19 protein-coding genes and 8 tRNA genes are annotated in these 24,204 nt (G+C 45.4%); 19 read left to right on the top strand and 8 right to left on the bottom strand.

All coding sequences use genetic code 11. The annotated features are described in order from the left end of the window. Positions 1 to 6: 6 nt before the first annotated feature. From BZA03_RS15500 to BZA03_RS15470, 7 genes are all read left to right on the top strand, one after another. Positions 7 to 1,044 carry a RodZ domain-containing protein gene (locus BZA03_RS15500; RefSeq protein ID WP_110289236.1) on the top strand — a complete coding sequence of 346 codons (1,038 nt, stop codon included), beginning with the start codon at positions 7 to 9 and terminating at the stop codon, positions 1,042 to 1,044. 8 nt (positions 1,045 to 1,052) lie between these two features. Then, positions 1,053 to 2,171, top strand: coding sequence for a flavodoxin-dependent (E)-4-hydroxy-3-methylbut-2-enyl-diphosphate synthase (ispG, locus tag BZA03_RS15495; RefSeq protein ID WP_014950167.1), 1,119 nt, complete (start codon positions 1,053 to 1,055; stop codon positions 2,169 to 2,171). 82 nt (positions 2,172 to 2,253) lie between these two features. Beyond that, a complete protein-coding gene (gene hisS, locus BZA03_RS15490) occupies positions 2,254 to 3,537 on the top strand; it encodes a histidine--tRNA ligase (RefSeq protein WP_110289235.1) in 1,284 nt (427 codons plus the stop codon). A 12-nt stretch (positions 3,538 to 3,549) separates the two neighbouring features. After that, positions 3,550 to 4,170 carry a tetratricopeptide repeat protein gene (locus tag BZA03_RS15485; RefSeq protein WP_014950165.1) on the top strand — a complete coding sequence of 207 codons (621 nt, stop codon included), beginning with the start codon at positions 3,550 to 3,552 and terminating at the stop codon, positions 4,168 to 4,170. A 44-nt stretch (positions 4,171 to 4,214) separates the two neighbouring features. After that, positions 4,215 to 5,474, top strand: a complete 1,260-nt coding sequence (gene bamB, locus BZA03_RS15480) for an outer membrane protein assembly factor BamB (protein WP_080752359.1) — start codon at positions 4,215 to 4,217, stop codon at positions 5,472 to 5,474. Between the two features lie 289 nt (positions 5,475 to 5,763). Further along, positions 5,764 to 7,209 (top strand): ribosome biogenesis GTPase Der, encoded by a 1,446-nt coding sequence (gene der / locus BZA03_RS15475; protein WP_014979823.1) that lies wholly within the window; start codon positions 5,764 to 5,766, stop codon positions 7,207 to 7,209. Positions 7,210 to 7,567: 358 nt separating this feature from the next. Next, on the top strand, positions 7,568 to 7,747 hold the full coding sequence (locus tag BZA03_RS15470) for a hypothetical protein (protein ID WP_039218122.1): 180 nt from the start codon (positions 7,568 to 7,570) through the stop codon (positions 7,745 to 7,747). On the opposite strand, the gene BZA03_RS15465 is transcribed toward BZA03_RS15470, so the two are convergent. Beyond that, entirely contained in the window at positions 7,744 to 8,901 is a 1,158-nt protein-coding gene (locus BZA03_RS15465) for a hypothetical protein (RefSeq protein WP_110289234.1), read from the bottom strand. The two genes, BZA03_RS15470 and BZA03_RS15465, sit on opposite strands and share 4 nt — an antisense overlap. Before the next feature lie 15 nt (positions 8,902 to 8,916). After that, positions 8,917 to 10,269 (bottom strand): exodeoxyribonuclease VII large subunit, encoded by a 1,353-nt coding sequence (gene xseA, locus BZA03_RS15460; protein WP_110289233.1) that lies wholly within the window; start codon positions 10,267 to 10,269, stop codon positions 8,917 to 8,919. 100 nt (positions 10,270 to 10,369) lie between these two features. Between xseA and guaB the strand changes: the two genes are divergently transcribed. The 4 genes from guaB (at position 10,370) to BZA03_RS15440 (ending at position 16,334) form a co-directional block, all read left to right on the top strand. Then, complete coding sequence (guaB, locus tag BZA03_RS15455) at positions 10,370 to 11,839, top strand: IMP dehydrogenase (protein ID WP_014950158.1); 1,470 nt, start codon at positions 10,370 to 10,372, stop codon at positions 11,837 to 11,839. A 70-nt stretch (positions 11,840 to 11,909) separates the two neighbouring features. Then, on the top strand, positions 11,910 to 13,487 hold the full coding sequence (gene guaA, locus BZA03_RS15450; RefSeq protein WP_110289232.1) for a glutamine-hydrolyzing GMP synthase: 1,578 nt from the start codon (positions 11,910 to 11,912) through the stop codon (positions 13,485 to 13,487). Between the two features lie 212 nt (positions 13,488 to 13,699). Continuing rightward, complete coding sequence (locus BZA03_RS15445; protein WP_014950156.1) at positions 13,700 to 15,322, top strand: methyl-accepting chemotaxis protein; 1,623 nt, start codon at positions 13,700 to 13,702, stop codon at positions 15,320 to 15,322. Positions 15,323 to 15,431: 109 nt separating this feature from the next. Next, positions 15,432 to 16,334, top strand: a complete 903-nt coding sequence (locus tag BZA03_RS15440; RefSeq protein WP_110289231.1) for a histone deacetylase — start codon at positions 15,432 to 15,434, stop codon at positions 16,332 to 16,334. 81 nt (positions 16,335 to 16,415) lie between these two features. Here BZA03_RS15440 and BZA03_RS15435 read toward each other — a convergent pair whose 3' ends face one another. The 6 genes from BZA03_RS15435 to folD form a co-directional block, all read right to left on the bottom strand. Continuing rightward, on the bottom strand, positions 16,416 to 17,432 hold the full coding sequence (locus BZA03_RS15435) for a phospholipase A (RefSeq protein WP_110289230.1): 1,017 nt from the start codon (positions 17,430 to 17,432) through the stop codon (positions 16,416 to 16,418). A 35-nt stretch (positions 17,433 to 17,467) separates the two neighbouring features. After that, positions 17,468 to 18,310, bottom strand: coding sequence for an MBL fold metallo-hydrolase (locus BZA03_RS15430; RefSeq protein WP_014950153.1), 843 nt, complete (start codon positions 18,308 to 18,310; stop codon positions 17,468 to 17,470). Positions 18,311 to 18,347: 37 nt separating this feature from the next. Further along, on the bottom strand, positions 18,348 to 20,066 hold the full coding sequence (locus BZA03_RS15425; RefSeq protein ID WP_110289229.1) for a proline--tRNA ligase: 1,719 nt from the start codon (positions 20,064 to 20,066) through the stop codon (positions 18,348 to 18,350). Positions 20,067 to 20,248: 182 nt separating this feature from the next. Beyond that, entirely contained in the window at positions 20,249 to 20,968 is a 720-nt protein-coding gene (tsaA, locus tag BZA03_RS15420) for a tRNA (N6-threonylcarbamoyladenosine(37)-N6)-methyltransferase TrmO (protein WP_110289228.1), read from the bottom strand. Between the two features lie 237 nt (positions 20,969 to 21,205). Then, the gene (locus BZA03_RS15415; protein WP_110289227.1) at positions 21,206 to 21,784 is read right to left on the bottom strand and encodes a DUF1415 domain-containing protein; all 579 of its coding nucleotides are present in this window, start codon (positions 21,782 to 21,784) and stop codon (positions 21,206 to 21,208) included. A 105-nt stretch (positions 21,785 to 21,889) separates the two neighbouring features. Next, positions 21,890 to 22,744, bottom strand: a complete 855-nt coding sequence (gene folD / locus BZA03_RS15410; protein ID WP_014950149.1) for a bifunctional methylenetetrahydrofolate dehydrogenase/methenyltetrahydrofolate cyclohydrolase FolD — start codon at positions 22,742 to 22,744, stop codon at positions 21,890 to 21,892. A gap of 345 nt (positions 22,745 to 23,089) precedes the next feature. Between folD and BZA03_RS15405 the strand changes: the two genes are divergently transcribed. The 8 genes from BZA03_RS15405 (at position 23,090) to BZA03_RS15370 (ending at position 24,098) form a co-directional block, all read left to right on the top strand. Further along, positions 23,090 to 23,166 (top strand) — tRNA-Pro (locus tag BZA03_RS15405). A 24-nt stretch (positions 23,167 to 23,190) separates the two neighbouring features. Further along, positions 23,191 to 23,267 (top strand) — tRNA-Arg (locus BZA03_RS15400). A gap of 88 nt (positions 23,268 to 23,355) precedes the next feature. Next, positions 23,356 to 23,431, top strand: a tRNA-His gene (locus BZA03_RS15395). Positions 23,432 to 23,438: 7 nt separating this feature from the next. Then, positions 23,439 to 23,523: transfer RNA gene (locus tag BZA03_RS15390), tRNA-Leu, on the top strand. A 42-nt stretch (positions 23,524 to 23,565) separates the two neighbouring features. Then, positions 23,566 to 23,642: transfer RNA gene (locus BZA03_RS15385), tRNA-Pro, on the top strand. Positions 23,643 to 23,811: 169 nt separating this feature from the next. Beyond that, a tRNA-His gene (locus BZA03_RS15380) sits at positions 23,812 to 23,887 on the top strand. Positions 23,888 to 23,894: 7 nt separating this feature from the next. Next, a tRNA-Leu gene (locus BZA03_RS15375) sits at positions 23,895 to 23,979 on the top strand. Between the two features lie 42 nt (positions 23,980 to 24,021). After that, positions 24,022 to 24,098, top strand: a tRNA-Pro gene (locus tag BZA03_RS15370). Positions 24,099 to 24,204: the final 106 nt, after the last annotated feature.

The following is a 24,204-nucleotide window of genomic DNA, read 5'->3' as shown; positions in this document are numbered from 1 at the left end:
GGTTTAATGGTGTCGGAAGAAAAAGCGAATCAAGAAGTCACTTCGCAACAACAAGAAAACACGCCAAGTCCAGGGGCAATGCTAAAAGCGCGCCGTGAAACGCTAGGTTTGTCTCAACAAGATATTGCTGATAAATTATTTTTGAAAGCTAAACAAATCAATGATTTAGAAAATGATGTCATTGATGAAAAGTCTTCGGTGACTTTTACAAAAGGATACGTGAGAAATTATGCCAAGCAATTAGGCATGAATTCTCAAGAAGTTATTGAGGCATTCGAACGCTTCCACAATCAAACATCTGTACCATCTTCCGAGAAATTACAGAGCTTTTCAAAGCGTGTCGCAAAACAGACACACGATGACAGGTGGATGATGGTAACTTATGTTATTTTACTTCTTATCATTGCCGCCGTTGTCGTGTGGTGGTATCAACAGCCTAGTGACGACACGGTAGCTGAACTGCCACTTAGTGAGGCTGTTAAGCGAGAAGCCGCTAATACGCCTGTCTCATCGGCGGGCACAGATACCGACAATGTAACTACTGACGCCTCGTCGTCGCAGGGTGATACGGCTGGAAACAATCAGCTAGACACGGGCGTGAGCAATAGTTCAAACTCAGAAACCAGCGGTGCGTTCAGCGACCAAGATAGCGGTTTTAACCAAGACGGTAGCTTGAATGATGGTGCAATCTCAGCACCCGATACAGAGGTGAATGATAGCAATAACCTAACCGCTCTGGTTGATTCTGCGAATAGTAACGAACCCCAACCCAACCTTAATGTGAATAGTCAGTCTGATGCAGCGCCAATTGCTATGGTTTTCACTTTCGACGATGACTGTTGGGTTAATATAAAAGACGCGTCTGGAGAAGCTATTGCCTATGGGGTAAAGCTAAAAGGACGAGTTATGGAAATTCAAGGCGTTCCTCCTGTTGAAGTTACGCTCGGTGCACCGGATAATGTGCGCATATCAGTTAACGGCGAGTCTGTTGATATTTCTTCATACCAAAACGGTAAAACAGCTCGCTTCGCACTTCCTTTATAGGTAATTAGATGTTTGCAGAAAGCCCTATTAAGCGCAGAAAGTCTACGCGTATTAATGTAGGTAACGTCCCCATTGGTGATGGCGCTCCCATTGCTGTTCAATCTATGACGAATACGCGGACCACAGATGTGGCAGCGACCGTCGATCAAATAAACCGTATTGTTGCAGTGGGGGGCGAGATCGTTCGAGTATCTGTGCCCACGATGGAAGCGGCTGAAGCATTTAAAGAAATTAAAAAGCAGGTGAGTGTGCCACTCGTTGCAGACATTCATTTTGACTACCGTATTGCACTTAAGGTTGCTGAATACGGCGTAGATTGTCTGCGTATTAACCCAGGTAACATAGGTAATATGGAGCGTGTGCGCTCTGTGGTCGATTGTGCAAAAGACAAAAATATTCCTATTCGTATTGGTGTGAACGGTGGCTCGTTAGAAAAAGACTTACAAGAAAAGTACGGTGAGCCAACGCCAGAAGCGCTGGTTGAATCCGCAATGCGTCATGTGGATATTCTCGACAAACTTAACTTCGATCAATTCAAAGTCAGCGTTAAAGCGTCAGATGTTTTCTTAGCTGTTGGCGCCTATCGTTTATTGGCACAAAAAATAGACCAGCCGCTTCACTTAGGTATTACCGAAGCCGGTGGTCAGCGCGCCGGCGCCGTGAAGAGTGCAGTTGGCTTAGGTATGCTATTGGCTGAAGGTATTGGTGATACGTTGCGCGTATCGTTAGCCGCTGACCCGGTGGAAGAAATCAAGGTAGGCTTTGATATTCTTAAGTCACTGCGTATTCGCTCGCGCGGTATAAACTTTATTGCTTGCCCGAGTTGTTCACGACAAGAATTCGATGTAATCGGCACAGTGAATGCTCTTGAGCAGCGATTGGAAGATATTCTTACGCCAATGGATGTCTCTATCATCGGTTGCGTGGTTAACGGCCCAGGCGAAGCAGAAGTGTCTGATTTGGGCCTTACTGGCGCACGTAACATGAGTGGCTTATACGAAGACGGTAAGCGCGTTAAAGAACGTCTTCCTAACGACGATCTAGTGGATAAGCTTGAAGCTAAGATTCGAGCCAAAGCATCGCGTATGAGTGAACAAAATAAAATTCAGGTCTCGGTTAAAGACTAAGACATTTTTTGTTCATTGTTGTTTTCTCCCAAAGCCCCTATAATGCGGGGCTTTTCACTATTTAGCAGTATGAGAATTTCACGTGGCTAAGACTATTCAGGCAATTCGAGGCATGAATGACTGCCTACCGGAGATTTCCGGTACATGGCAGAAGGTAGAATCTGTACTTCGTCAGGTTGTGGCGAGTTATGGTTACCAAGAAATACGTACTCCCATCGTTGAAAGCACCGACTTGTTCAAGCGCTCTATCGGTGAAGTTACCGATATCGTTGAAAAAGAAATGTATACCTTCGAAGATAGAAATGGCGACAGCTTAACGCTACGTCCAGAAGGTACGGCAAGTTGCGTGCGCGCAGGAAACGAACACGGCTTATTGTACAACCAGCAGCAACGCCTGTGGTACATGGGGCCAATGTTCCGTCATGAACGTCCACAAAAAGGGCGTTATCGCCAGTTCCATCAGTTCGGTGTAGAGACCTACGGTATGGACGGTCCTGACATCGACTTAGAAGTTATTCTTCTTAGTGCACGCTTTTGGAAAGCTTTTGGTATTGAGAAACACGTAAAACTTCAAATTAATACCTTAGGTTCAAACGAAGCTCGCGCTGCATATCGCGATACGCTGGTTGAATTCTTAAAACAGCGTGCAGACCAGCTCGATGAAGATTCCCTGCGTCGACTTGAAACGAACCCACTTCGCGTACTCGATTCAAAGAACCCTGATGTTCAAGCTGCTATTGCCGATGCGCCAGCGCTAATCGATCATCTTGATGAAGAATCTAAAGTGCATTTTGAAACCTTGTGTTCGCGCTTAACGCAAGCAGGTATTGAGTTTGAAATAAATCCTCGACTAGTGCGCGGATTAGATTACTACAACCGTACCGTGTTTGAGTGGGTGACAGACAGCCTGGGAGCCCAAGGTACAGTGTGTGCTGGAGGCCGTTACGATGGCTTGGTAGAGCAGCTGGGTGGCAAAGCAACGCCTGCGGTTGGTTTTGCTATGGGCATTGAACGTTTGGTACTGTTGCTAACCACGTTAACCGAAGAAGGTCAGGACTCAAGTTTCGCAGATGTTTACGTAACGGCGATGGGCGAAGAGGCACAGTCATACGCTATTGAGGTAGCAGAACATCTTCGAAATACGCTTCCTAATACACGCATAATGATGCACTGTGGCGGCGGCAACTTTAAAAAACAACTAAAGCGTGCAGATAAAACAGGTGCACGTTTAGCGCTGCTTTTAGGCAATGACGAAATGCAGTCTCGCGAAGTAGGTGTTAAACCACTACGCGATGGTCAAGAACAAGTTACAGTCAGCTTCGACACCTTATCTGATAAGGTTGCAGAGATGCTGAGCGCAAAATAAAAAGAGGACATCATGGAACAGTTCGCAACAGAAGAACAACAAGTAGAAGCGATTAAACGTTTTTGGAAAGAGCACGGTACTGCAATTATTGTCGGTGCAGCGCTTGGTCTAGGTGGCCTTTGGGGCTGGAGAGCGTATTCAGAAGCGCAAATTGAAACTAAAGAAGCGGCATCGGTTGCCTATCAAAATGCCGTAGAAACATTCGGTACAGAAGGCAGCGACGCAAAAGTTAAAGCTTTTATCGAAGAGAACAAAGACAGTGGTTATGCGAGCATTGCCAGCCTTCTTGCTGCTAAGCAAGCGGTAGATGCCGGTGATTTAGACGCTGCAGCTTCTCACCTAAATAGCGTAGTAACCTTTGCCGAAAATGATGAATTGAAAGTGCTTGCCTCACTTCGTTTGTCGCGTGTGCAAATTGAAATGAACCAGCTGGACGCGGCGTTGTCTACGCTTAGCAATGTAACAAACGACGCATTTGCAGCAGAAGTTTCTGAATTAAAAGGCGATGTGTATCAAAAACAAGGCAAGTTTGATGATGCTCGCTTAGCTTATTCAAATGCGTTAGAAAAAAATGCCAACAATCCGCTTTTACAAATGAAGTTAGATAACCTATCGGTATCTGCTGCGCAATAAGCGAAAGCCTTAGGGCTGGTATAAATAATAAAGAGGTACGCAATTTGTTTCACAACACGTGTGGCCGTAAAGGTCGATTTGCTCGCACGATAGGTATGGCACTCGCGGTGTCTATCACAATGTCTGGCTGCTCAACTATTTCAGACTGGTTTGCAGATGACGAAGAATTAGAGATTCGTCGTTTAAAGCCTATTGAGGCTAAATTCACACCTAAATTAGTGTGGGATCGCGATATTGGTGATGGCGTTAATCATTACTTCTCTCGTCTTCGCCCTGTTTATGCCTATGACAAGCTTTATGCTGCCGATCGCCATGGCGCCGTTGTCGCGATGGACCCTGAGTCGGGTAAGGTGTTGTGGGAGAAAGATTTCGCACAGTTTCGCTCTGAGGGCATGCTAAGCTCAGTCACTAATTTGTGGCGTAGCGGTGAGACTGCACGTATTGGTGGTATCGCCGTAGCAGACAGACACGTATTCATTGGTACAGAAAACGGCTATGTAGCTGCAATGGATGCAGAAACCGGAGAGTTGGTTTGGGATGCGTCTGTTCCCGGTGAGGTTTTAGCGGCTCCGGCAGCTGATGAAGGTATCTTAGTGGTTAACACGGGTGCTGGTAGCTTATTTGGTTTCAATACCCGCACTGGTGAACAGTTGTGGAGACACGAAGGTGATACTCCTCCGCTAACATTACGTGGTATTTCTGGCCCAATCGCATCTAACGGTGGTGCTATCATCGGCACACCTACAGGTAAGATTCAGGTTAATCTTATCGAAACAGGTGTACTTGCGTGGGAAACGGTAATTGCAACGCCTTCTGGTGCAACAGAGTTAGAGCGTATTGTTGATATCGACACAACGCCTGTTTTATTTGGCGGCACGGTTTACACGGTTTCTTACAACGGAACATTAGCTGCTGTAGAGTTACGTTCAGGTCGTGTAATTTGGAAACGTGAATATGCATCGTTTCGCAATTTGAATATCGACGGCAATAAAATTTTTGTTGTAGACAACAACTCTAACGTTTATGCCCTTGATAGACGAAACGGCGTAGAGCTTTGGTCTCAAGGTTCACTTAAGCATCGCTCATTAACGGCTGCTACTCCAGTAGGCGACCATGTGGTTGTTGGTGACAACTGGGGCTTTCTACACTGGATTGAACAAGAAACAGGTGAAGTTGTTGCACGCCTAGATGTTGGCGGCGATGACGAAGATGATTCAATCTATGCTGCGCCGTTGAAGGTTGATGATAAGATTATAGCGGTAACACGTAATGGCGTAATAGCGTCGGTGCAAGTTCCAAAGTAACAGGAACGTTTCGCTAATATTTAAACAGAAAAGGTGCTTAAAGCGCCTTTTTTTATACCCCGCGGTTTTTCGGGCCTAAACTTGGCAATTATCAATGGGTAGACGGTTTCTCTTCGTGTTATTGAACGCCATTGGTATTAGGTAGTGAACAAGGTATAATGCGCCCATTCTCAAAAGCCTCATAGTAATTCACCTCTCGTTAGAGAATACAGCTCCCGAACGTTAGTTGTAATAGATGGTGTATGCGGCTTGTGCTTTTTTAGCTTTCATGACCCCTAGGATCTGATAAATGTTACCCGTTGTTGCTTTGGTTGGCCGCCCTAATGTTGGTAAGTCAACCTTGTTTAATCGCCTTACAAATACCCGTGATGCACTAGTTGCTGACTATCCGGGGCTAACTCGCGACCGTAAATACGGCCAAGCGAAATTTGAAAAGCGCCAGTTCATAGTAGTGGATACCGGCGGTATTACGGGCGATGAAGAGGGCATTGATGCTGAAATGGCACAACAGTCTTTGTTAGCTATAGAAGAGGCTGATGTCGTATTGTTTTTGGTTGACGCCAGAGCAGGTATGCTGCCAGCCGACCAAGGTATTGCTGATCATCTTCGACGCATAAACAAAAAAGTGTTTGTTGTGGCGAACAAGGTTGATGGAATTGACGGCGATAGCGAAAGTGCGGAATTTTACTCCTTAGGCTTAGGTGATATTAAGCAAATTGCTGCGGCGCACGGTCGCGGTGTTAGCCAATTGCTGCAGGACGCCTTAAAGCCACTTGAATCTGATTTCCCGGACATGGAAATTGTCGATGAGGAGCCTGAAGAAGAAGAGGATGCTGAAACGCAGCGTCAACGCCTTCAAGAGTTACCTATCAAACTTGCTATCGTAGGTAAGCCCAACGTGGGTAAGTCGACACTGACAAACCGCATTTTAGGTGAAGAGCGCGTGGTGGTATTTGACATGCCAGGCACCACCCGTGACAGCGTGTACATTCCAATGGAAAGGGATGAGCGTGAATATATCCTAATCGATACCGCGGGCGTGAGAAAGCGCAAGAAAATTAGTGAAGCCGTAGAGAAGTTCTCTATTGTTAAAACTCTTCAGGCAATTGAAGAAGCTAACGTAGTGCTATTGGTTATTGATGCCAGAGAAGGTATTACCGACCAAGATCTTAGCTTATTAGGCTTTGTGCTTAATTCAGGTCGTTCATTAGTAGTTGCCGTGAACAAGTGGGACGGATTAAGTACTGACGTGAAAGACGACATAAAGCGCGAGATGGACCGTCGTTTAGGCTTTATCGACTTTGCTCGAATTCATTTTATTTCTGCGCTTCATGGTTCGGGTGTTGGTAATTTATTTGAGTCTGTACAAGAAGCGTATATGAGCGCGACCAAGCGTATTAATACCGCGCTGCTTACACAAATTATGGAAATGGCTCAGGATGACCATCAACCTCCGCTGGTGCGTGGGCGCCGAGTTAAAATGAAGTATGCTCACGCAGGTGGTTACAACCCACCGGTTATTGTTATTCACGGTAATCAAGTGGATGACTTACCAAGCTCTTATAAGCGTTTCTTGATGAATTACTTTAGAAAAGCGCTAGAAATTATGGGCACGCCTATCAAGATAGAATTCAGAGAAGGCAACAACCCGTTTGAAGGTAAGAAGGCTAATTTGACCTTGGCGCAGCAGCGCAAGCGCCGTCGTATGATGTCTTATTACAAAGATAAAAAGTAGCCTTTTTGAGGATTGGGCGCTATTTCTGACCAAGTGGCGATAGCGTCCATGCTCTTACATTACTCAATTTCCCCACTATTGTGGCATGATGAAATCCCCAATTAGACTCGCTTTAGCGTGAATTGCATTTTGCCAGTCGTATTCAACTCTACGGTTTTCTTGATTTAATCTGCTAGGTCATTATTACACTTAGATTGTATTCTTTTCCTGCTATTCCCACTTTCTCTTTGTTCACACATTCAGTCATTTATAGGTATGTACCTTTGAATTCGGGAGGTTACCACGAATGTGAAATTTGGAGCTGTTTTTGCAGACACTACCTGTTTAGCAGACAGCCAGCAGTGTTTTGGGAGATAAAGTGTCAGTAGAAAAATTGGTTAAAGTCGCCTCACCACTTCAAAAAAATCAAATGTATAACTGGTTTGATAGGTATAAACCAAAAGAGCAGCAAAAAGTATATATTCTCACCGCCAAAACAGAAGAAAAGCCAACGTTGAGTTTGCCGCTAGTTAAACGACGTTCTGCGAAAAAAGCTTAACGCGCGCTTTCCAAAAGCAGAGAGCGAACCTTTTTCATCATTTCAGACTCTTGTGGAACTTCTACGTTAACAATCAATTGATTGACAATATTGTCTGAAAAGTCAGGAGGAAAAGTCGTAGACACTTTTACGATTTTATCTTGTAGCTTAAAGACATAGGTTGTCGCGTAAATTGTTGGTGATGTTTCAGATGTCGCGCTCAGCCCCAATCTCCATCCTCTTAATGCGCTGTTAACCTCGTAGCGTGAGGCTGGACTGATTTGAGACAAAGTTAACTGCTGTAAATCGGCTGTAGCACTAGCTCGTTGCAGATCACTTTCTAGTTGCTCAGGAAGTAGCTCGTTTTCATCTGAAGAAAGCTGATCTAAAAAGGGATATACGGTGACATCAACGAGCGCATCTTCAAACTCAGGGTGTATATAGCGAGTAATTGCACCGTTAAACGGGTCTGGATATAACTGAGTATCTAATTTAGTGAAGTCGCCAATGGCGTTTGGTACCTGTAATCCACCCTTATAGTCGCTAGCTTCTAGCGCATCGAACAAAAACTGGCTGGTAAATAATCCAGAATGTTTGGCATGTTGAATCCAGCGGGCAATCAACGATTGAGCTTCTTCTTCGGCTAAAGCGGTTTCCGTTTTCACATCTGTGTTTTCTAGAGCACTCGCATCAAATGAAGATGAGTCAATTTCTATCCCTCGCCATTGTAAAGTGAATTCTGCAAATTGTTTTGCGTGCTGTCGATGCATGCCAGGCGCTGCGCCAACATTAGCAATCAATAGTTCGTAGTCGTTTCCTTCGCCATAAGGGAACAAATGACTGAACTCTCCTGATTCGCTTAGGAGTTTAATAAAGCTGTCGGGCGAAATAGCATCTTCAAAACACAAGTTAGTGGATTGAGAAGCATTAGCTTCGCTTAATGCTCGCTGGGCTCCACAAGCCCTGAGTAACGTCTCGCTTGGGTAGGTAGAAAAAACAGAGACAGGTTGATTGACCATAGAAGCAAAGGTGAAGTCAGGCACTAGTAACAGAACAAAAACGCACAAAGGTGTCAAAATTTTTGGTACAGCGAACCGCTGTGACTTTAGGCTCCAAAATGCACAGGCCCGCTGGTAAATACTGGAAAAGGAAAACGCGTTTACATGAACGGGCATAATACTTAAGGCTACCTATTGCCGCTGAATGTGTGTCACTGTACTGGTTATTTCTCCGTCAGTCACCCGAGATTTTATCTCATCACCTACATTTACTTTATTCACGCTATTTATGGCTGCTTTGTTGGATAAAGTAATGCTGTAACCACGGGCGAGCGTTGAAAGAGGACTTACGGATTGTAAGAGGCTAACTTTACCACCAAGTTCATTTTTTTTGCTTCTAATGAGTGTATTCATGCTTGATAAGAGCTTGGTGCTAGCGTAATTCAGTTTGTCTTTTGCACGCGCCACGTTTGCTGATGGCGATTGTTTGTTTAGCCTGTAATCAAGACCTTGTAATCGCTTCTCTGCTTTTGCCAAGTCGTTTTGCATCTTATGCGCTAAACGAAGTTGTAGTCTGTCTAACGTTTGCCACTGCGATTGGATGCGGCTTTGTGGATGCAACGCATTTAGCCGTTGTTTCTTTAAAACAAGCTGTTGTTTACTCGTTTGAAGGTACTGATGTATTGCCCTTGCTAAGCGTTGTTTTTGCTGACTTAGCGTTTGGTAAAGAGCGGCAGAATCCTGACTTAAGATTTCGGCAGCAGCAGATGGGGTAGGGGCGCGAACATCGGCGACGAAGTCACTAATGGTGAAGTCTACCTCATGGCCTACGGCGCTAACTATGGGAAGGGCACTTGCAGCGACTTCTCTTGCTAAGCTTTCATCATTAAAACACCACAAGTCTTCTAATGAACCTCCGCCTCGCGTAAGTAACAGCACATCCACTTCTGCGCGGCGGTTAGCCGTTCTTAACGCATTAATTAACTGTAAAGGTGCGGTTTCACCCTGAACCATCGACGGATAAACAATGATTTCGGTTTGTGGGCTGCGTCGTTTTAATACACTTAATACATCGTGAAGCGCTGCACCGCTTGATGAAGTTATTACGCCGATGCGATTAATACGTTCAGGTAGCGCTCGCTTGTTAGCAGTATCGAACAAGCCTTCATTGTTGAGTTTGAACTTTAGGGCTTCGAACGCTTGCTTAAGCGCACCTTCGCCATCGCTTTCCATGTGTTCGACAACCAGTTGATAGTCGCCGCGTGCTTCGTAAAGGCCAACCGACGCTCGCACTAAAATTTTGTCGCCTTCTTTAGGGCGAATGCGAACATTGCGGTTTGATCCCTTGAACATGGCCGCGCGAACTTGGGCTTTGTTGTCCTTCAGCGTGAAATACCAATGCCCTGATGCGGCTGCCACAAAGTTGGATATTTCAGCCGATAGCCAAATAAGGCCAATTTCGCCTTCCAGTACGGTTCTGGCTAAGCGATTTAGCTTGGTAACTGTTAAAATTTGTCGAGACGTAGATGGCGAATTTGTAAACATAAAAAAAATCACTGGGTTTAATACATTTAGAGTTTACCTGAAAACTAAAAAACACTACAATTGCGCCGCAATTAACCCTCAACTGAATAGGTGTTGTTGCATGCTACGTATCATCCAAGAAGCCCTGACGTTCGACGATGTGTTGCTGGTTCCCGGCCACTCGACCGTCCTCCCTCACACAGCCAACTTACAAACACGCCTTACGCGTGGCGTAACGTTAAATATTCCAATGGTGTCTGCTGCCATGGACACGGTTTCTGAAGCCCGTCTAGCTATTGCGCTAGCCCAAGAGGGTGGTATTGGTTTCATTCATAAAAACATGAAGCCCGAAGAGCAAGCCAAACACGTACGTGAAGTTAAGAAATACGAAAGTGGTGTGGTATCTGACCCGGTAACGGTTGAAGAGAATGCGACCATTGGTGAAGTTATCGCGCTTTCTAAGCGTCTTGGTTACTCTGGCTTCCCGGTGACTGACAAAGATAATAACCTAATTGGTATTGTGACAGGCCGCGATCTTCGCTTTGAAAAGCGTTTGAATTTGCCTATTAGAAACGTAATGACCGGTAAGGATGATCTGGTTACCGTTAAAGAAGGTGCAAGCTCTGATGTGGTGTTAGATCTTATGCACGAACACCGCATTGAGAAAATTCTTGTCGTCGACGACGCGTTTAAGCTTACAGGCCTGATCACTGTTAAAGACTTCCAGAAAGCAGAAAACAAGCCTAACGCATGTAAAGACTCGCTTGGTCGCCTACGTGTTGGTGCTGCGGTAAGCGTTGGACCAGGTACTGACGAACGTATTGCACTACTTGTAGATGCAGGCGTTGACGTTCTACTTATCGATACCTCTCACGGTCACTCGCAAGGTGTTATTGACCGCGTGAAAAAGGTACGTGCAGACTATCCAGATGTACAAATTATTGCGGGTAACGTTGCGACGGGCGATGGCGCGAAAGCACTTGCCGATGCCGGCGTAGATGCTGTTAAAGTGGGAATTGGCCCTGGTTCAATTTGTACTACCCGTATCGTAACCGGTTGCGGTGTGCCTCAAATTACTGCGGTATCAGATGCAGTAGAAGCGCTTAAAGATACTGACATTCCAGTAATCGCTGACGGCGGTATTCGTTTTTCGGGTGACATTGCTAAGGCGTTGGCTGCTGGCGCAAGCTGCGTAATGGTTGGCAGCATGCTAGCAGGTACTGAAGAAGCGCCAGGCGAAGTAGAACTTTTCCAAGGCCGTTATTACAAGTCATATCGCGGTATGGGTTCACTAGGCGCTATGGATCAAAGCCACGGTTCGTCAGACCGTTACTTCCAAGATTCTGATAACGCTGAGAAATTAGTACCAGAAGGTATTGAAGGCCGCGTAGCGTACAAAGGTCCAATTGCTAATATTATCCATCAGCAAATGGGCGGCTTGCGCTCAGCCATGGGCTTAACGGGCTGCGCAACGATTGAAGAGCTCAATACCAAGGCACAATTTGTGCGCGTAACTTCAGCCGGAATGGGCGAGAGCCACGTTCACGATGTAAGCATTACCAAAGAAGCGCCAAACTACCGTTTAGGTTAAGGCGACCGACGACTGCGAGGCTGGTACTACACCAGCCTTTGTTCTTTTATTTAACGGGTAAAAATAAAACATGACCACAAATATCCACGACCAACGCATACTTATTTTGGATTTTGGCTCGCAATACACGCAGTTGATAGCACGTCGTGTTCGCGAAATAGGCGTTTACTGTGAGCTTTGGGCTTGGGATGTGACCAAAGAGCAAATCCGCGAATTTAATCCTCAAGGGATTATTCTGTCAGGTGGCCCAGAGTCAGTAACCGAAGAAGGTTCACCACGCGCGCCCGAGTACGTATTTGAAGCCGGCGTGCCAGTGCTAGGCGTGTGCTATGGCATGCAAACCATGGCACAACAGCTAGGTGGTGGCGTACTGGGTTCAGACAAGCGTGAATTTGGTTATGCGCAAGTAGAAGTGATTAAGCCAAGCCCGCTGCTGGATAAAATTGAAGATGCGATAGGCGATAACGGCGCGGCGCTGCTTGATGTATGGATGAGCCACGGCGATAAAGTGGCAGCTATTCCCGAAGGTTTTGAAACTATCGCGCAAACCGCTTCATGCCCACATGCTGCAATGTATAACGCAGAGAAGCAATTCTATGGCGTGCAGTTCCACCCTGAAGTGACTCACACTCGCCAAGGCATGCGTCTATTAACTCACTTTGTGATGGACATCTGTAAGTGTGAAAAGCTCTGGACAGCTGGCGCAATTATTGACGATGCCATTGAGCGTATAAAAGAAAAGGTGGGCAATGAAGAAGTTATTCTTGGCCTTTCAGGCGGTGTAGATTCTTCAGTAACAGCCATGCTGCTTCACCGCGCGATAGGTGACAAACTTACTTGTGTGTTTGTAGATAATGGCCTGCTTCGCTTAAATGAAGCTGATCAGGTAATGGAAATGTTTGGTGACCATTTCGGCCTTAACATTATCCGTGTAGACGCTGAAGAGCGTTTCCTTGAACGCCTAAAAGGCATTGAAGATCCTGAGCTGAAACGTAAAGCTATTGGTAATGAGTTCGTTCGTGTATTTGACGAAGAAGCGGGCAAGCGTGAAAACGCGAAGTGGTTAGCGCAAGGTACCATTTACCCAGACGTTATCGAATCAGCGGGTTCTGCAACGGGTAAAGCGCACGTAATTAAATCGCACCACAATGTGGGTGGTCTTCCAGAAGATATGGAGCTAGGTCTTGTTGAGCCACTGCGTGAACTCTTTAAAGACGAAGTACGCAAAATTGGCCTTGAGCTAGGTTTACCGTACGACATGCTTTACCGTCACCCGTTCCCTGGTCCAGGTCTAGGTGTTCGTGTACTTGGTGAAATTAAGAAAGAATATTGTGACTTACTACGTCGTGCTGACGCTATCTTCATTGAAGAGCTATATGCAGCTGACCTATACCAAAAAGTAAGCCAAGCGTTTACCGTATTCCTTCCAGTGCGCTCAGTTGGCGTAATGGGTGATGCGCGTAAATACGACTGGGTAGTAAGCCTTCGTGCAGTAGAAACCATCGATTTCATGACAGCTCACTGGGCACATTTACCCTACGACTTCCTAGGTAAAGTGTCGAATCGTATTATCAATGAAATTGACGGCATTAGCCGCGTAGTATACGACATTTCTGGTAAGCCTCCTGCTACAATTGAGTGGGAATAAACGGGTGTAAATTTACCGAAATGAAAAGAGAGCCTTCGGGCTCTTTTTTTGTATCTACTTAAAAAAGAGCAAGTTAATAAGCCTGTTACTATAAGGGTGTATATTTTCGCATATATTGGTATGTTGATTCATACCAAATTTGTAACCATACCGTCATAAAAATATCATTTAATGGCGACGTCCTTCTTTAAATTTATACTAAAGGTTAAGCCGTGTTCAATTACACAAGCATCAGCCGTTTGGTGATGACGCCTGTTCTCGCCAGCTTTTTAATTCTTGTACTATTAAACGGTGCCTCAATTCTAAAGTCTTTCTCGTTACTTAATTCATTCGATGAGTTAGAAAACACCCTTGTTCAGTCAGAACGAGACGTCAATACCACGCTAAGTACTTTCAAAACTCAAGTGCAAGAGTGGAAGAACGTATTGTTGCGTGGCCACAAAAAAGACGACCGAGAAAAATACTGGGAGCGATTCAAGCAGAGAGAGGCCGACATCACTCGCCAGTTTGACCTGATGCTATCAAGTAGTGTGATAAGTGAAAGCGTGAAGTCAGATATCAGGCAATTTCAAAAAGCCCATGCAGTCATGGCCGAGAAATACCGTGAAGGATACGACGCATTTATTAACTCAGGGTTTGATCCAAAGGTTGGAGATAGCTTTGTTCGAGGTATTGATAGAGAGCCTGCTAAGCTCCTCTCAGGTATCGCGGCGGAAATTGCAGCCGATTCAGCGAATGCGATTGCTGAACTTAAAGCCAATACGCGCACTATGCTCTGGATAATTCTACTGGCAGCAATTGCGCTCTCTGTGCTTTCTGTTGCTTATGTGATTGCTCGTTTGCGCTCTCAGGTTATTAAACCAACGAAGCAGGTTGCGGCGTGTATATCCAACTTGGCTCATAGCCGTTACGACTACGCGTTAACGTATTCCAGCGACCATGAATTGGGCATGCTGGCAGAATCTGCCAGGGCATTACAAAACAAATTAAAAGATTCGGTTGCGCAGCTTCAACAGGCGGAGACAGAAATGGAGAAGGCGTTTGGCACCCTCGGTAACGTCAGTCAATCCATTATGGAAGGCGCCAATGGACAACGGGATGCGTCGCGCTCGCTTGATAGCAGTACGGATAAACTTAAAGAGATTGTGCAAAATTTAGTGGCAATCACCGACCAAGTTGCTGTGGCGACAAATAACTCAGAAAAGAACGTGGCAAGTTGTTATGCCACGTTTGAAAGCGCCAATGCAGGCTTTAAGCAACTAGCAAAAACGGTAACCGAATCAAGTAATATCGTGTCAGAACTGCAAAGCCGCAGTACCAATATTCTAAAAGTGGTAAATGTTATTAATGAAATTGCCGATCAGACTAACCTGCTGGCTCTAAACGCAGCAATTGAAGCTGCTAGGGCAGGTGAGCATGGCCGTGGTTTTGCTGTGGTAGCCGACGAGGTTCGAGCACTTGCAGCTAAAACACAGCAGTCGACCAAGGAAATTAACGACATTTTAAGTAGTTTTGAAGCTGAAGCAAAAGGCGCCGTTGCGGCGATGTCGTCAGGCAAGCAGCTGTCAGACACAAACGCAGCAGAAGCAGCGACAGCGCTTGAAACACTCAATAACGTGGTGAGAGATATTCAAGAAACGGCCAGCGTAGTTGTGGCGCTTAACGAAGCCGCAGATGAGCAAGAGGCTGTACTTCAGCAGGTGGAAACAATTATCAGTAATGTGGTCACATCATCTGAAAAATATCATCAACTTGCTCAGCGTGATGACATGTCACGCTCAATGAAAAGTATGTCAGAAAATGTTGAAAAGGTGGTGAACAGTTTGACCCGCTAACTGTGCTTTGTCAGTATAAACACGTTAAAAGGGAGTGTTTGAACAATGTTCACGCTCCTTTTCTTTTATCTGTTATAGATGCGCACGTCCTAAACCAGTATTGATAATAATGACAACACCACTCGTATTTCATCCTATTTATAGCCAGTTAGATCTTCCTGAGCGACACCGATTTCCCATCGAGAAGTACGTAGGTATTCGCGATGAATTGTTAAATCGTGGTGTGGAAGCATCGCGTTTTGTTACTCCATCACCGGTTGATCTTTCTTTTCTCACAGCCTATTACGATCCGGACTATGTTGATGCACTAAGTACTGGCGCATTAGATAGGAAAGCCATGCGCCGCATAGGCTTTCCCTGGTCGCAGCAGCTGATTGAGCGTACCCGTACTGCCGTCGCTGGGACCTGTTTAACAGCCAAGCTAGCTCTAGAGCATGGAAAAGCATTGAATTTAACGGGCGGGTATCATCACGCGTTTGCTGATTTTGGTTCAGGTTTTTGCTTGTTCAACGATTTATATTTGGCAGCGAAAACTATGCAGCAAACCCCGTCCGTTGAAAATGTGCTTATTGTCGATTTAGATGTGCATCAAGGCGATGGCACAGCAAAACTTGCCGAAAACGACCGTGATATTTTTACCTTATCTATTCATGGTGAAAAGAACTTCCCTCACAGAAAGCAGCGTTCCGATATTGATATAGGGCTCGATAAGGGCACCGAAGACGATGAGTATCTAACTACGCTAGAACAAGCGCTAACGATGGTAATGAGACAATTCCAGCCCGATGCCATCATCTATGACGCAGGCGTTGATGTGCATGTAAACGACGACCTTGGTCATTTGCATATTTCTACGCAAGGCGTGTACGAAAGAGATACGCAAGTTTTTGCGTTAGCCGAGCGTTTAGGCGTTCCGATTGCTGCGGTAATTGGTGGAGGCTACCAAAGAGATATTGCAGCACTGGTAGAGGTGCATATTCAGCTTTATCGCGCGGCAGGCGTGATTGATTAGCATACAGTGATGTCGAAATGAGAAGAGCACGCCATGCAAAAGCGGTTTGGCGTGCCCATCCTGTGTCTACGTGGTTATTTATTACAAAAAGTGCAGCTGAAAACCGATACCAATACGTTCTTGTGAGCGGTTATAGTCGATAAGCGAATCGCCATAGCCATTGAAGTATTGAAGCAAGACTTCATAGCGGTCAGAGATAGGGTAGGTGAAGTCTAGCTGGATGCTGCCTCGGTTCTCATCTACGTCGAGGTTATTTCGTAAAAGCGCCAGTACTTTAAACGCGCCAATTTTCCTTCCATAACCAAGTTCCATTCTACCGTAATAGTCTTGTATATCAGGGTTATCGTCGCCGGTAGGATCAAGCGGGTCTGTTTTCTCGTCTTCAGGAATACGGTACCACGTCTTTAGGTAGTAGATATCGTCATCGTCGCTAAAGACAATAGAGGCAAATATACGGTTCCAGCTTCGAGAGCGCAGCCCGCTTTGACCATTAGACATATGATTGAAACCAACTTGAAAGGTATTAAATTTGTAGCCAAGTACGGAATAATCGGCTGTTTCTTGCCAAAAGACTTCTGGTTCGTAATTGGTCTCGCGAAACGGCTTCGACGCTTCACTGTTATAAAGCTGCCAGAAAGAGGTAAGCGTAAAGCCAAAGTAAACACCGTCGAATCCTGTATCTTCCAAATAAAGCGGCAGCTTTGCGCTTACCTGAAATTTGGCTTCTTTATTGTCTATGTTCTCGTTTGTTAGTTCTTCACTGGCCACAGAGCTTGGGTTGGAAACGTAAGTGATTGGAAGTAGATAGTTTTGTCTATGCTGAGTGATAGCAAACACATTATCCAGTGCTTCTTTATCGCCTTCTAATCGGTTATCCAGTGCACTTTCCGTGATGGTGTCACGTTTGATGATATCGATAACTTCAATACCGCCTTCTTCCTGAGACGATTGATTTTCTTCATTTTCAACAGTGCGCTCTTGTTCACTATTTTCTAAAGATGACGCTTGTTCGCTTACCACTTCTTGTGATTGTTGAGCGCACACAGGCGTACAAGCAGCAAATGCTGCTAAAAATACAAAAGGCTTTAACACAGACACCTTTAATTCTCCGTAACGTGGGGTTGTTGTTATGCTTAACTGAAGTCCAGTGCTTGGCCTTCTGAAGATGCAAATACTTGTAGATTAGACTCTGCCACTGTGACGTATACATTACAATGGTTTACAACATCATCTATATCGTCATCAGTCCGTTCTGGATCATGACTATATAAAGCTAATTTTTTTGCGTTACATGCCATTGCTAGTTTCACCGCTTCTTCCGCGACCGAATGACCCCATCCGTTCTTAGCTGGCATGTCAGACAACATGTACTGTGCATCGTGTATTAGCAGATCGGCATTTTGTGCAAATTTTGCGAAATCGATAAAGTCTGTTTCTTTTTTGTAGGGGGGGTAAAGCTCATTATCTGTTATGTAAGCCACCTTTGCGTCATCGGCTTCAATACAATAAGCACTGCCACGACCGGGGTGGTTCATGGCTAAGCGAGTTATGGTTGCGCTTCCTACTGAAAATCGGCTTGTAGACTTGGGAATATCGACAATAGAAATGTTAGCTTTCAGCGCACTTCGGGGGACTGGAAATAACGACCCTTCCATTTGCTTTAAAATTTGATCAGGTTCATCAAGGAGGGTTTGACCCGGGTATATGTTGATTTCGCGTGAAGCCTGATAGATAGGCGCAAAAAAAGGGAAGCCTTGAATATGATCCCAATGGTTGTGGCTCAACAGCAGATTAATGGGTGTATCTTTTTGAATAAGGCGCTCGCCAAGCACGCGAATCCCTGTGCCAGAGTCGAGGATGATATCGGTACCATCCTCAAGCTCAATGTGAACGCATGCAGTATTACCACCATAGCGGACGTAAGCTGCTCCCGGGGTAGGGATTGACCCTCTTACGCCATAAAATGTTAACCGCATACGCCCTCTTTTCTAATCTAATCGGCGAGATCAGGCGCTAGAGTGCGGCTACAAAGTCCTTTGCTGCGCTAATATCTAACAACTGCTTTTCACCAGTACGTCTATTCTTATACTCAACCTGTTGATTATCTAGGTTTCTTTCACCAATAACAATGCTGTGAGGTATGCCAATTAATTCCATATCATTGAACATGACACCCGGACGCTCTTTTCTGTCGTCAAACAACACTTCTACGCCAAGGGCAACAAGCTCTTCATAAAGCGCTTCCGCTGCTTCTTTAATACGATGAGACTTGTGCATATTCATTGGTATTAATGCAATTTTAAACGGTGCAATAGGATCTGGCCACTTTATGCCAAATTTATCGTGGTTTTGCTCGATAGCTGCCGCAACAATTCGAGATACGCCTATACCGTAACAACCCATAGTTAAGGTTTGGTGCTTACCTGATTCGCTTAGTACGCCGCAGTTCATGGCCTCTGAATACTTGCTGCCAAGCTGGAAGATATGGCCCACTTCGATGCCGCGTTTAATATCTAGCGTGCCTTTCCCGTCAGGAGATGCATCGCCTGCTACAACGTTGCGAATATCAACGCCAGTAATATCTTCAGACCAGTTTACGTTAATATTTATCTTACCGCCTGCGCCTGCGCCTGTAGTGAAGTCAGCAAGGGCAGCTGCACTGGCGTCAATAAAAGCGGGTACAGGCAGGTTGGTTGCATCAGCAAACAATGGTGAAACGCCAAGAATATCTTTTGCTTGTTCAAATGATGCTTCAACAAGCGGGCTTGCAACGCCGTCTAACTTCTCTGCTTTTACATCATTAAGCTCATGATCAGCACGAAGTACAAGGGCTACCCATTTGTCAGAAACTACTTCTTCGCCTTTACTGTCTACTTCATTAGCGGCTTTCACTACTACGACTTTGACCGCGTTTGTCACTTCGGCTTCTACGCTTTTTAAGATGGCATAGAAATCTTTGCCTTTGGCATCTTTAGTCTCAACTGCAGCGCCCGATGCGACAGCTTTTTCAGGCGCAACAGCTTCAGCCATTTCAACATTGGCTGCGTAATCACTGTCGCTTGAGAAAGCGATATCGTCTTCACCTGATGCGGCAAGTACGTGGAATTCGTGAGAGTGATTACCACCAATAGAGCCAGAGTCGGCAATGACTGCTCTAAAGTCTAAGCCCATACGCGAGAATATATTGCAGTAAGCGTCGTACATTTTTTGATACGTTTCTTCTAAACAGCTGTCTTCTAAGTGGAAGCTGTACGCATCTTTCATGGTAAATTCACGACCACGCATAATGCCGAAACGGGGGCGCACTTCGTCGCGGAATTTAGTCTGAATCTGGTATAGATTGAGCGGAAGCTGCTTATAGCTGCTAATTTCATTACGCACAAGCGCGGTAATAACTTCTTCGTGCGTTGGACCTAATACGAAATCTCGCTGGTGGCGGTCTTTAATACGAAGTAACTCTGGGCCGTACTCTTCCCATCGTCCAGATTCTTCCCACAAATCTGCGGGCTGAACAACGGGCATTAGCACTTCAATCGCGCCTGCTTTGTTCATTTCTTCACGAACAATATTGGCTACTTTATTAAGTACACGAAGACCAGATGGCAACCATGTGTATAGACCCGAGGCAAGCTTTCTGATCATACCAGCTCTTAGCATAAGCTGGTGGCTGATAACCTCTGCATCTGCAGGTGTTTCTTTCTGCGTGGCAAGCAAATATTGACTAGTGCGCATGTAAAGCAGGTATCCTGTTATAAATGTATTTATGACGGTTAGTGTGACGCTCTTTCGCAAACGGCAATTCGCAAAACAAAACATTGCGAAATGCTTGAACCGAGATAAGGTTTCACACGTTTGGGCGTATTCTAATTAACTGTGAGCTATTTCGCCACAGACTGTTAACACTAATAGTGTAATTATCCTAAATGAACCAGTTCGGTCACCTTAACGGCGGCATCTCTTATTTCAAACTCTACATCAATATCGTATAGCGTCACGCGGTAGGTTTTCTCATCATTTTCAATATGCTGTTTATAGGCTGGGCGAGGGTCTTGGGACAGTACCGCAGTCACCAAGGCAGAAAAGCCACGGTGCTTTTTCTCTATTTCAGCAAGCGTGGGCTGGATTGTATCGGCGAATGATACGTCGCGATTGGGTATGGGGTTAATGTCATCAAGATTATCGCTGGCGCTAGGAACACTATCAGCGTACGCGATATAGGGCTTGATATCGACAAGTGGTGTGCCGTCGACTAAATCTACCCCTTCAACCACTAACTGTGTCTGTCCATTACTGCTAACCACACCTTTGTTTTTCACCACAGACATGCCAATCCCATTAGGTCGGTGGGTACTGCGACTTGCCAATACGCCCATAGTTGCATTACCACCTAGACGAGGGGCTTTTACCGTATTTTTCCAACCGCGTTCAATGTTTTGGTGAAAGATAAAAAGCAGCCACAGGTGACTGTAATTCTCTATCCCTTTAAGCATGTTGATATCGTTAAAGCCATCTTCAAAGGTGATAACACCTTTGGCGTTAGCCAAGTTGGGCTGCCTTGGAATAGCAAACTTTTGCTTGAAAGGCGTAGCGACGGTCGCTATCGCCTCGAGAGAAAATGAATTGTGGGTATTCACGTTTTAGCCCTAACGAAGTCAAAATGTGTAACGTTGTCATATTACTCACATAATTTGCAGGTAAAGTGACGTTTCAAGTGAAAGCTTGAGCCAAATAAACATCCTGCTTGTTATAAGGAGCTGCTTATTTGGGTTCCCTGGAGTAATCCAATACTTTAGGCCTGCTCGCATCACGAGCTTATTCTCTTTTTAGTGCGTGTTTTTTACATTGTACAAAAAAGGTAAGCTTCCCGTGTTTTATCGAGCGGGCTTATCTTTTTTCAGCGTGTCTAACACGCCCTCAAAATAAGGGCACCCAAGCGTCCGTGCTTTTTCAATGTTATGGCTGAATATCTTTTCGGCATCTTCTTCTTTCTTCATGTAGCGTGTGATATCAGCTTCACGAATCAAATGCAAAAGCGGGTAGGGTGAACGATTGGTATAGTTTTCAGCATCGTCTACGTCGCTACCGTCGAATACATAATTGGGGTGGAAGCTGGCAAGTTGGTAAGTGCCGCTGTATCCCCAGTCGTGCAGCATATTATCGCTAATAGCCAATACATCGAGATATTCGTTGAAATCAGCAAGGGTTGAATGCGTGAGTGCAATTAGTGTTGTAGCGGTGGTGTCATTCTCTTCTAAATGCCGCAACTCATTGTATAGCGATTGAACGACATTTCCCGCATCGCCCTCAATTACCACACACCGAATTTGGTGAGGTGTTCTTACATAGCGCGCAAAGGGACAAAAGTTGTGCATTATCACAATGTCGTCAACCCATTTAAGCGTTGCATCAATTACGTGCTGTTCCCATAAAGGAGATGTTGGTTCTGCCATAAAAGGTGTAGGTCAGTTTGAGTCTGTGTTCAACGTGAGGGGAGTATAAAACAAAAAGGCAGAAATTTGATTTCTGCCTAACATTTTGATTGAACTATTTGTGCTTTAAGAATGATATTTTACGTAAGCTTCCAGCGTATTCTCTATCAAACTGGCTACTGTCATCGGCCCAACTCCGCCTGGAACGGGGGTTATCCAGCCTGCGCGCTCTTTCGCTTTTTCGAAATCAACATCGCCAACAAGTGAACCATCATTAACGCGATTAATACCTACATCAATGACAATCGCGCCCTGTTTTACCCAGTCACCAGGAATAAAGTTCGGTTTACCTACCGCGACTACCAGTAGGTCTGCACGTTGAACGTGACTTTTAAGGTCTTGAGTAAACTTATGACAGGTAGTAACGGTGCAGCCTGCTAAAAGCAGTTCCAGGCTCATAGGGCGCCCCACAATGTTCGACGCACCCACAATGACCGCGTCTAAGCCTTTTACAGGGCGCTTGGTTGACTCTATCATGGTCATGATGCCTTTTGGCGTGCAGGGACGTAGTGCAGGAATACGCTGTGCAAGGCGGCCAATGTTGTATGGATGAAATCCGTCGACATCTTTATGAGGGTGAATACGTTCAAGTACCTTTTCTGCATTTAACCCTGCAGGTAAAGGAAGCTGTACCAGAATTCCGTCTATCTCTTTATCTTCGTTTAGCTCGTCCACTAAATTTAGCAAGGTCTCTTCTGTAGTATCAGAAGGAAGGTCGAAAGAGCGAGAAACGAACCCCACTTCTTCGCACGCTTTACGTTTATTGGAAACATAAACTTGAGAAGCTGCATCACTGCCAACAAGGACAACGGCTAGGCCTGGTTGTCTTTTACCTGCTTGCGTAAGCGATTCAACATAGGAGGTTACGTGTTGGCGAACTTGTTTGGCAATTAGTTTGCCGTCAATAAGATGGGCGGTCATAGTCTTGTACGATTCTTATATGGTTGGGTGGTCAACAAGTGCCCTATATTGTTTCATAAAATAGGACTAATACTCTAGTAGTTATTATTCTGCAATTATTCACCACAAATGTTCAACGTAAACAACCGTTAATGGAAAGCCTGATGCTTACCCTTAAAAGAAGCGCAAACCTAGGCTAAAAACAGGTAAATACAAGGGTAATTGTTCAAAAAAACGTGAGAATGGATGCTTTGTGAGCGGTTGATGATTTTATTTAAAAAAGTGTTTGACGAGGTGGGGGGATGTCAGTAATATTCGCACCCCGTAACGGCACAGAGGCTAACGCTTTAAGGTCGGTACGACAGTCGGTGAGTGGCGCAGCTTGGTAGCGCACTTGTTTTGGGTACAAGGGGTCGCAGGTTCAAATCCTGTCTCACCGACCACTTTTTGCAGCGAAGATTCGCCAAGCGCCCGTAGCTCAGCTGGATAGAGCAACGGCCTTCTAAGCCGTGGGTCGCAGGTTCGAATCCTGCCGGGCGCGCCATGCGAGTCAGGTAGGTCCTGATAGCAAGGCTGAATTTTCGTATTTACACTGCTAAAATAAAGCGTGTAAATTGCAAACACACCCTATGGTGGGCGTAGCTCAGTTGGTAGAGCCCCGGATTGTGATTCCGGTTGTCGTGGGTTCAAGTCCCATCGTCCACCCCACTTTTTTGCGGAAGTGGTGGAATTGGTAGACACGCTGGATTTAGGTTCCAGTGCTTCACGGCGTGAGAGTTCAAGTCTCTCCTTCCGCACCATATTTTCAAGCTTTATCAAAAGCTTAATGTAAGCATTCCAGTCGGTGAGTGGCGCAGCTTGGTAGCGCACTTGTTTTGGGTACAAGGGGTCGCAGGTTCAAATCCTGTCTCACCGACCATTTATGCTTTCTTCGGTTCAGTAAATACTTCTAGCCAAGAGTGATAAATCATCTATGTGCTAGGGTATGAGTCGACTTTAACTACCGAGTAGCTATGTAAGATCCTGACAGCTCGGTAGGCGCTTATGTGTTTATCAATTCACACATAAGACTGAACAGGATTACTGTGGTGGGCGTAGCTCAGTTGGTAGAGCCCCGGATTGTGATTCCGGTTGTCGTGGGTTCAAGTCCCATCGTCCACCCCACTTTTTCGCGGAAGTGGTGGAATTGGTAGACACGCTGGATTTAGGTTCCAGTGCTTCACGGCGTGAGAGTTCAAGTCTCTCCTTCCGCACCATATTTAAAGCTCTCGCAGGGCTTTTCAAAAAGATATATCTGTCGGTGAGTGGCGCAGCTTGGTAGCGCACTTGTTTTGGGTACAAGGGGTCGCAGGTTCAAATCCTGTCTCACCGACCATTATCTTTCTCTCCTCTTTAATCATTGCTCAATAAATTCGCATAAATTCCGTCTTTTTCGCTATTTAGGCTATTAGTTTCGCTATTTGGTCAAAATGCGTTCAAAT

This window comes from Alteromonas sp. I10, from assembly GCF_003201515.1.
Classification (GTDB): domain Bacteria; phylum Pseudomonadota; class Gammaproteobacteria; order Enterobacterales; family Alteromonadaceae; genus Alteromonas; species Alteromonas macleodii.
Note: the sequence above shows the minus strand (reverse complement) of the source record. Positions and strands in the feature narration are given on the sequence as shown.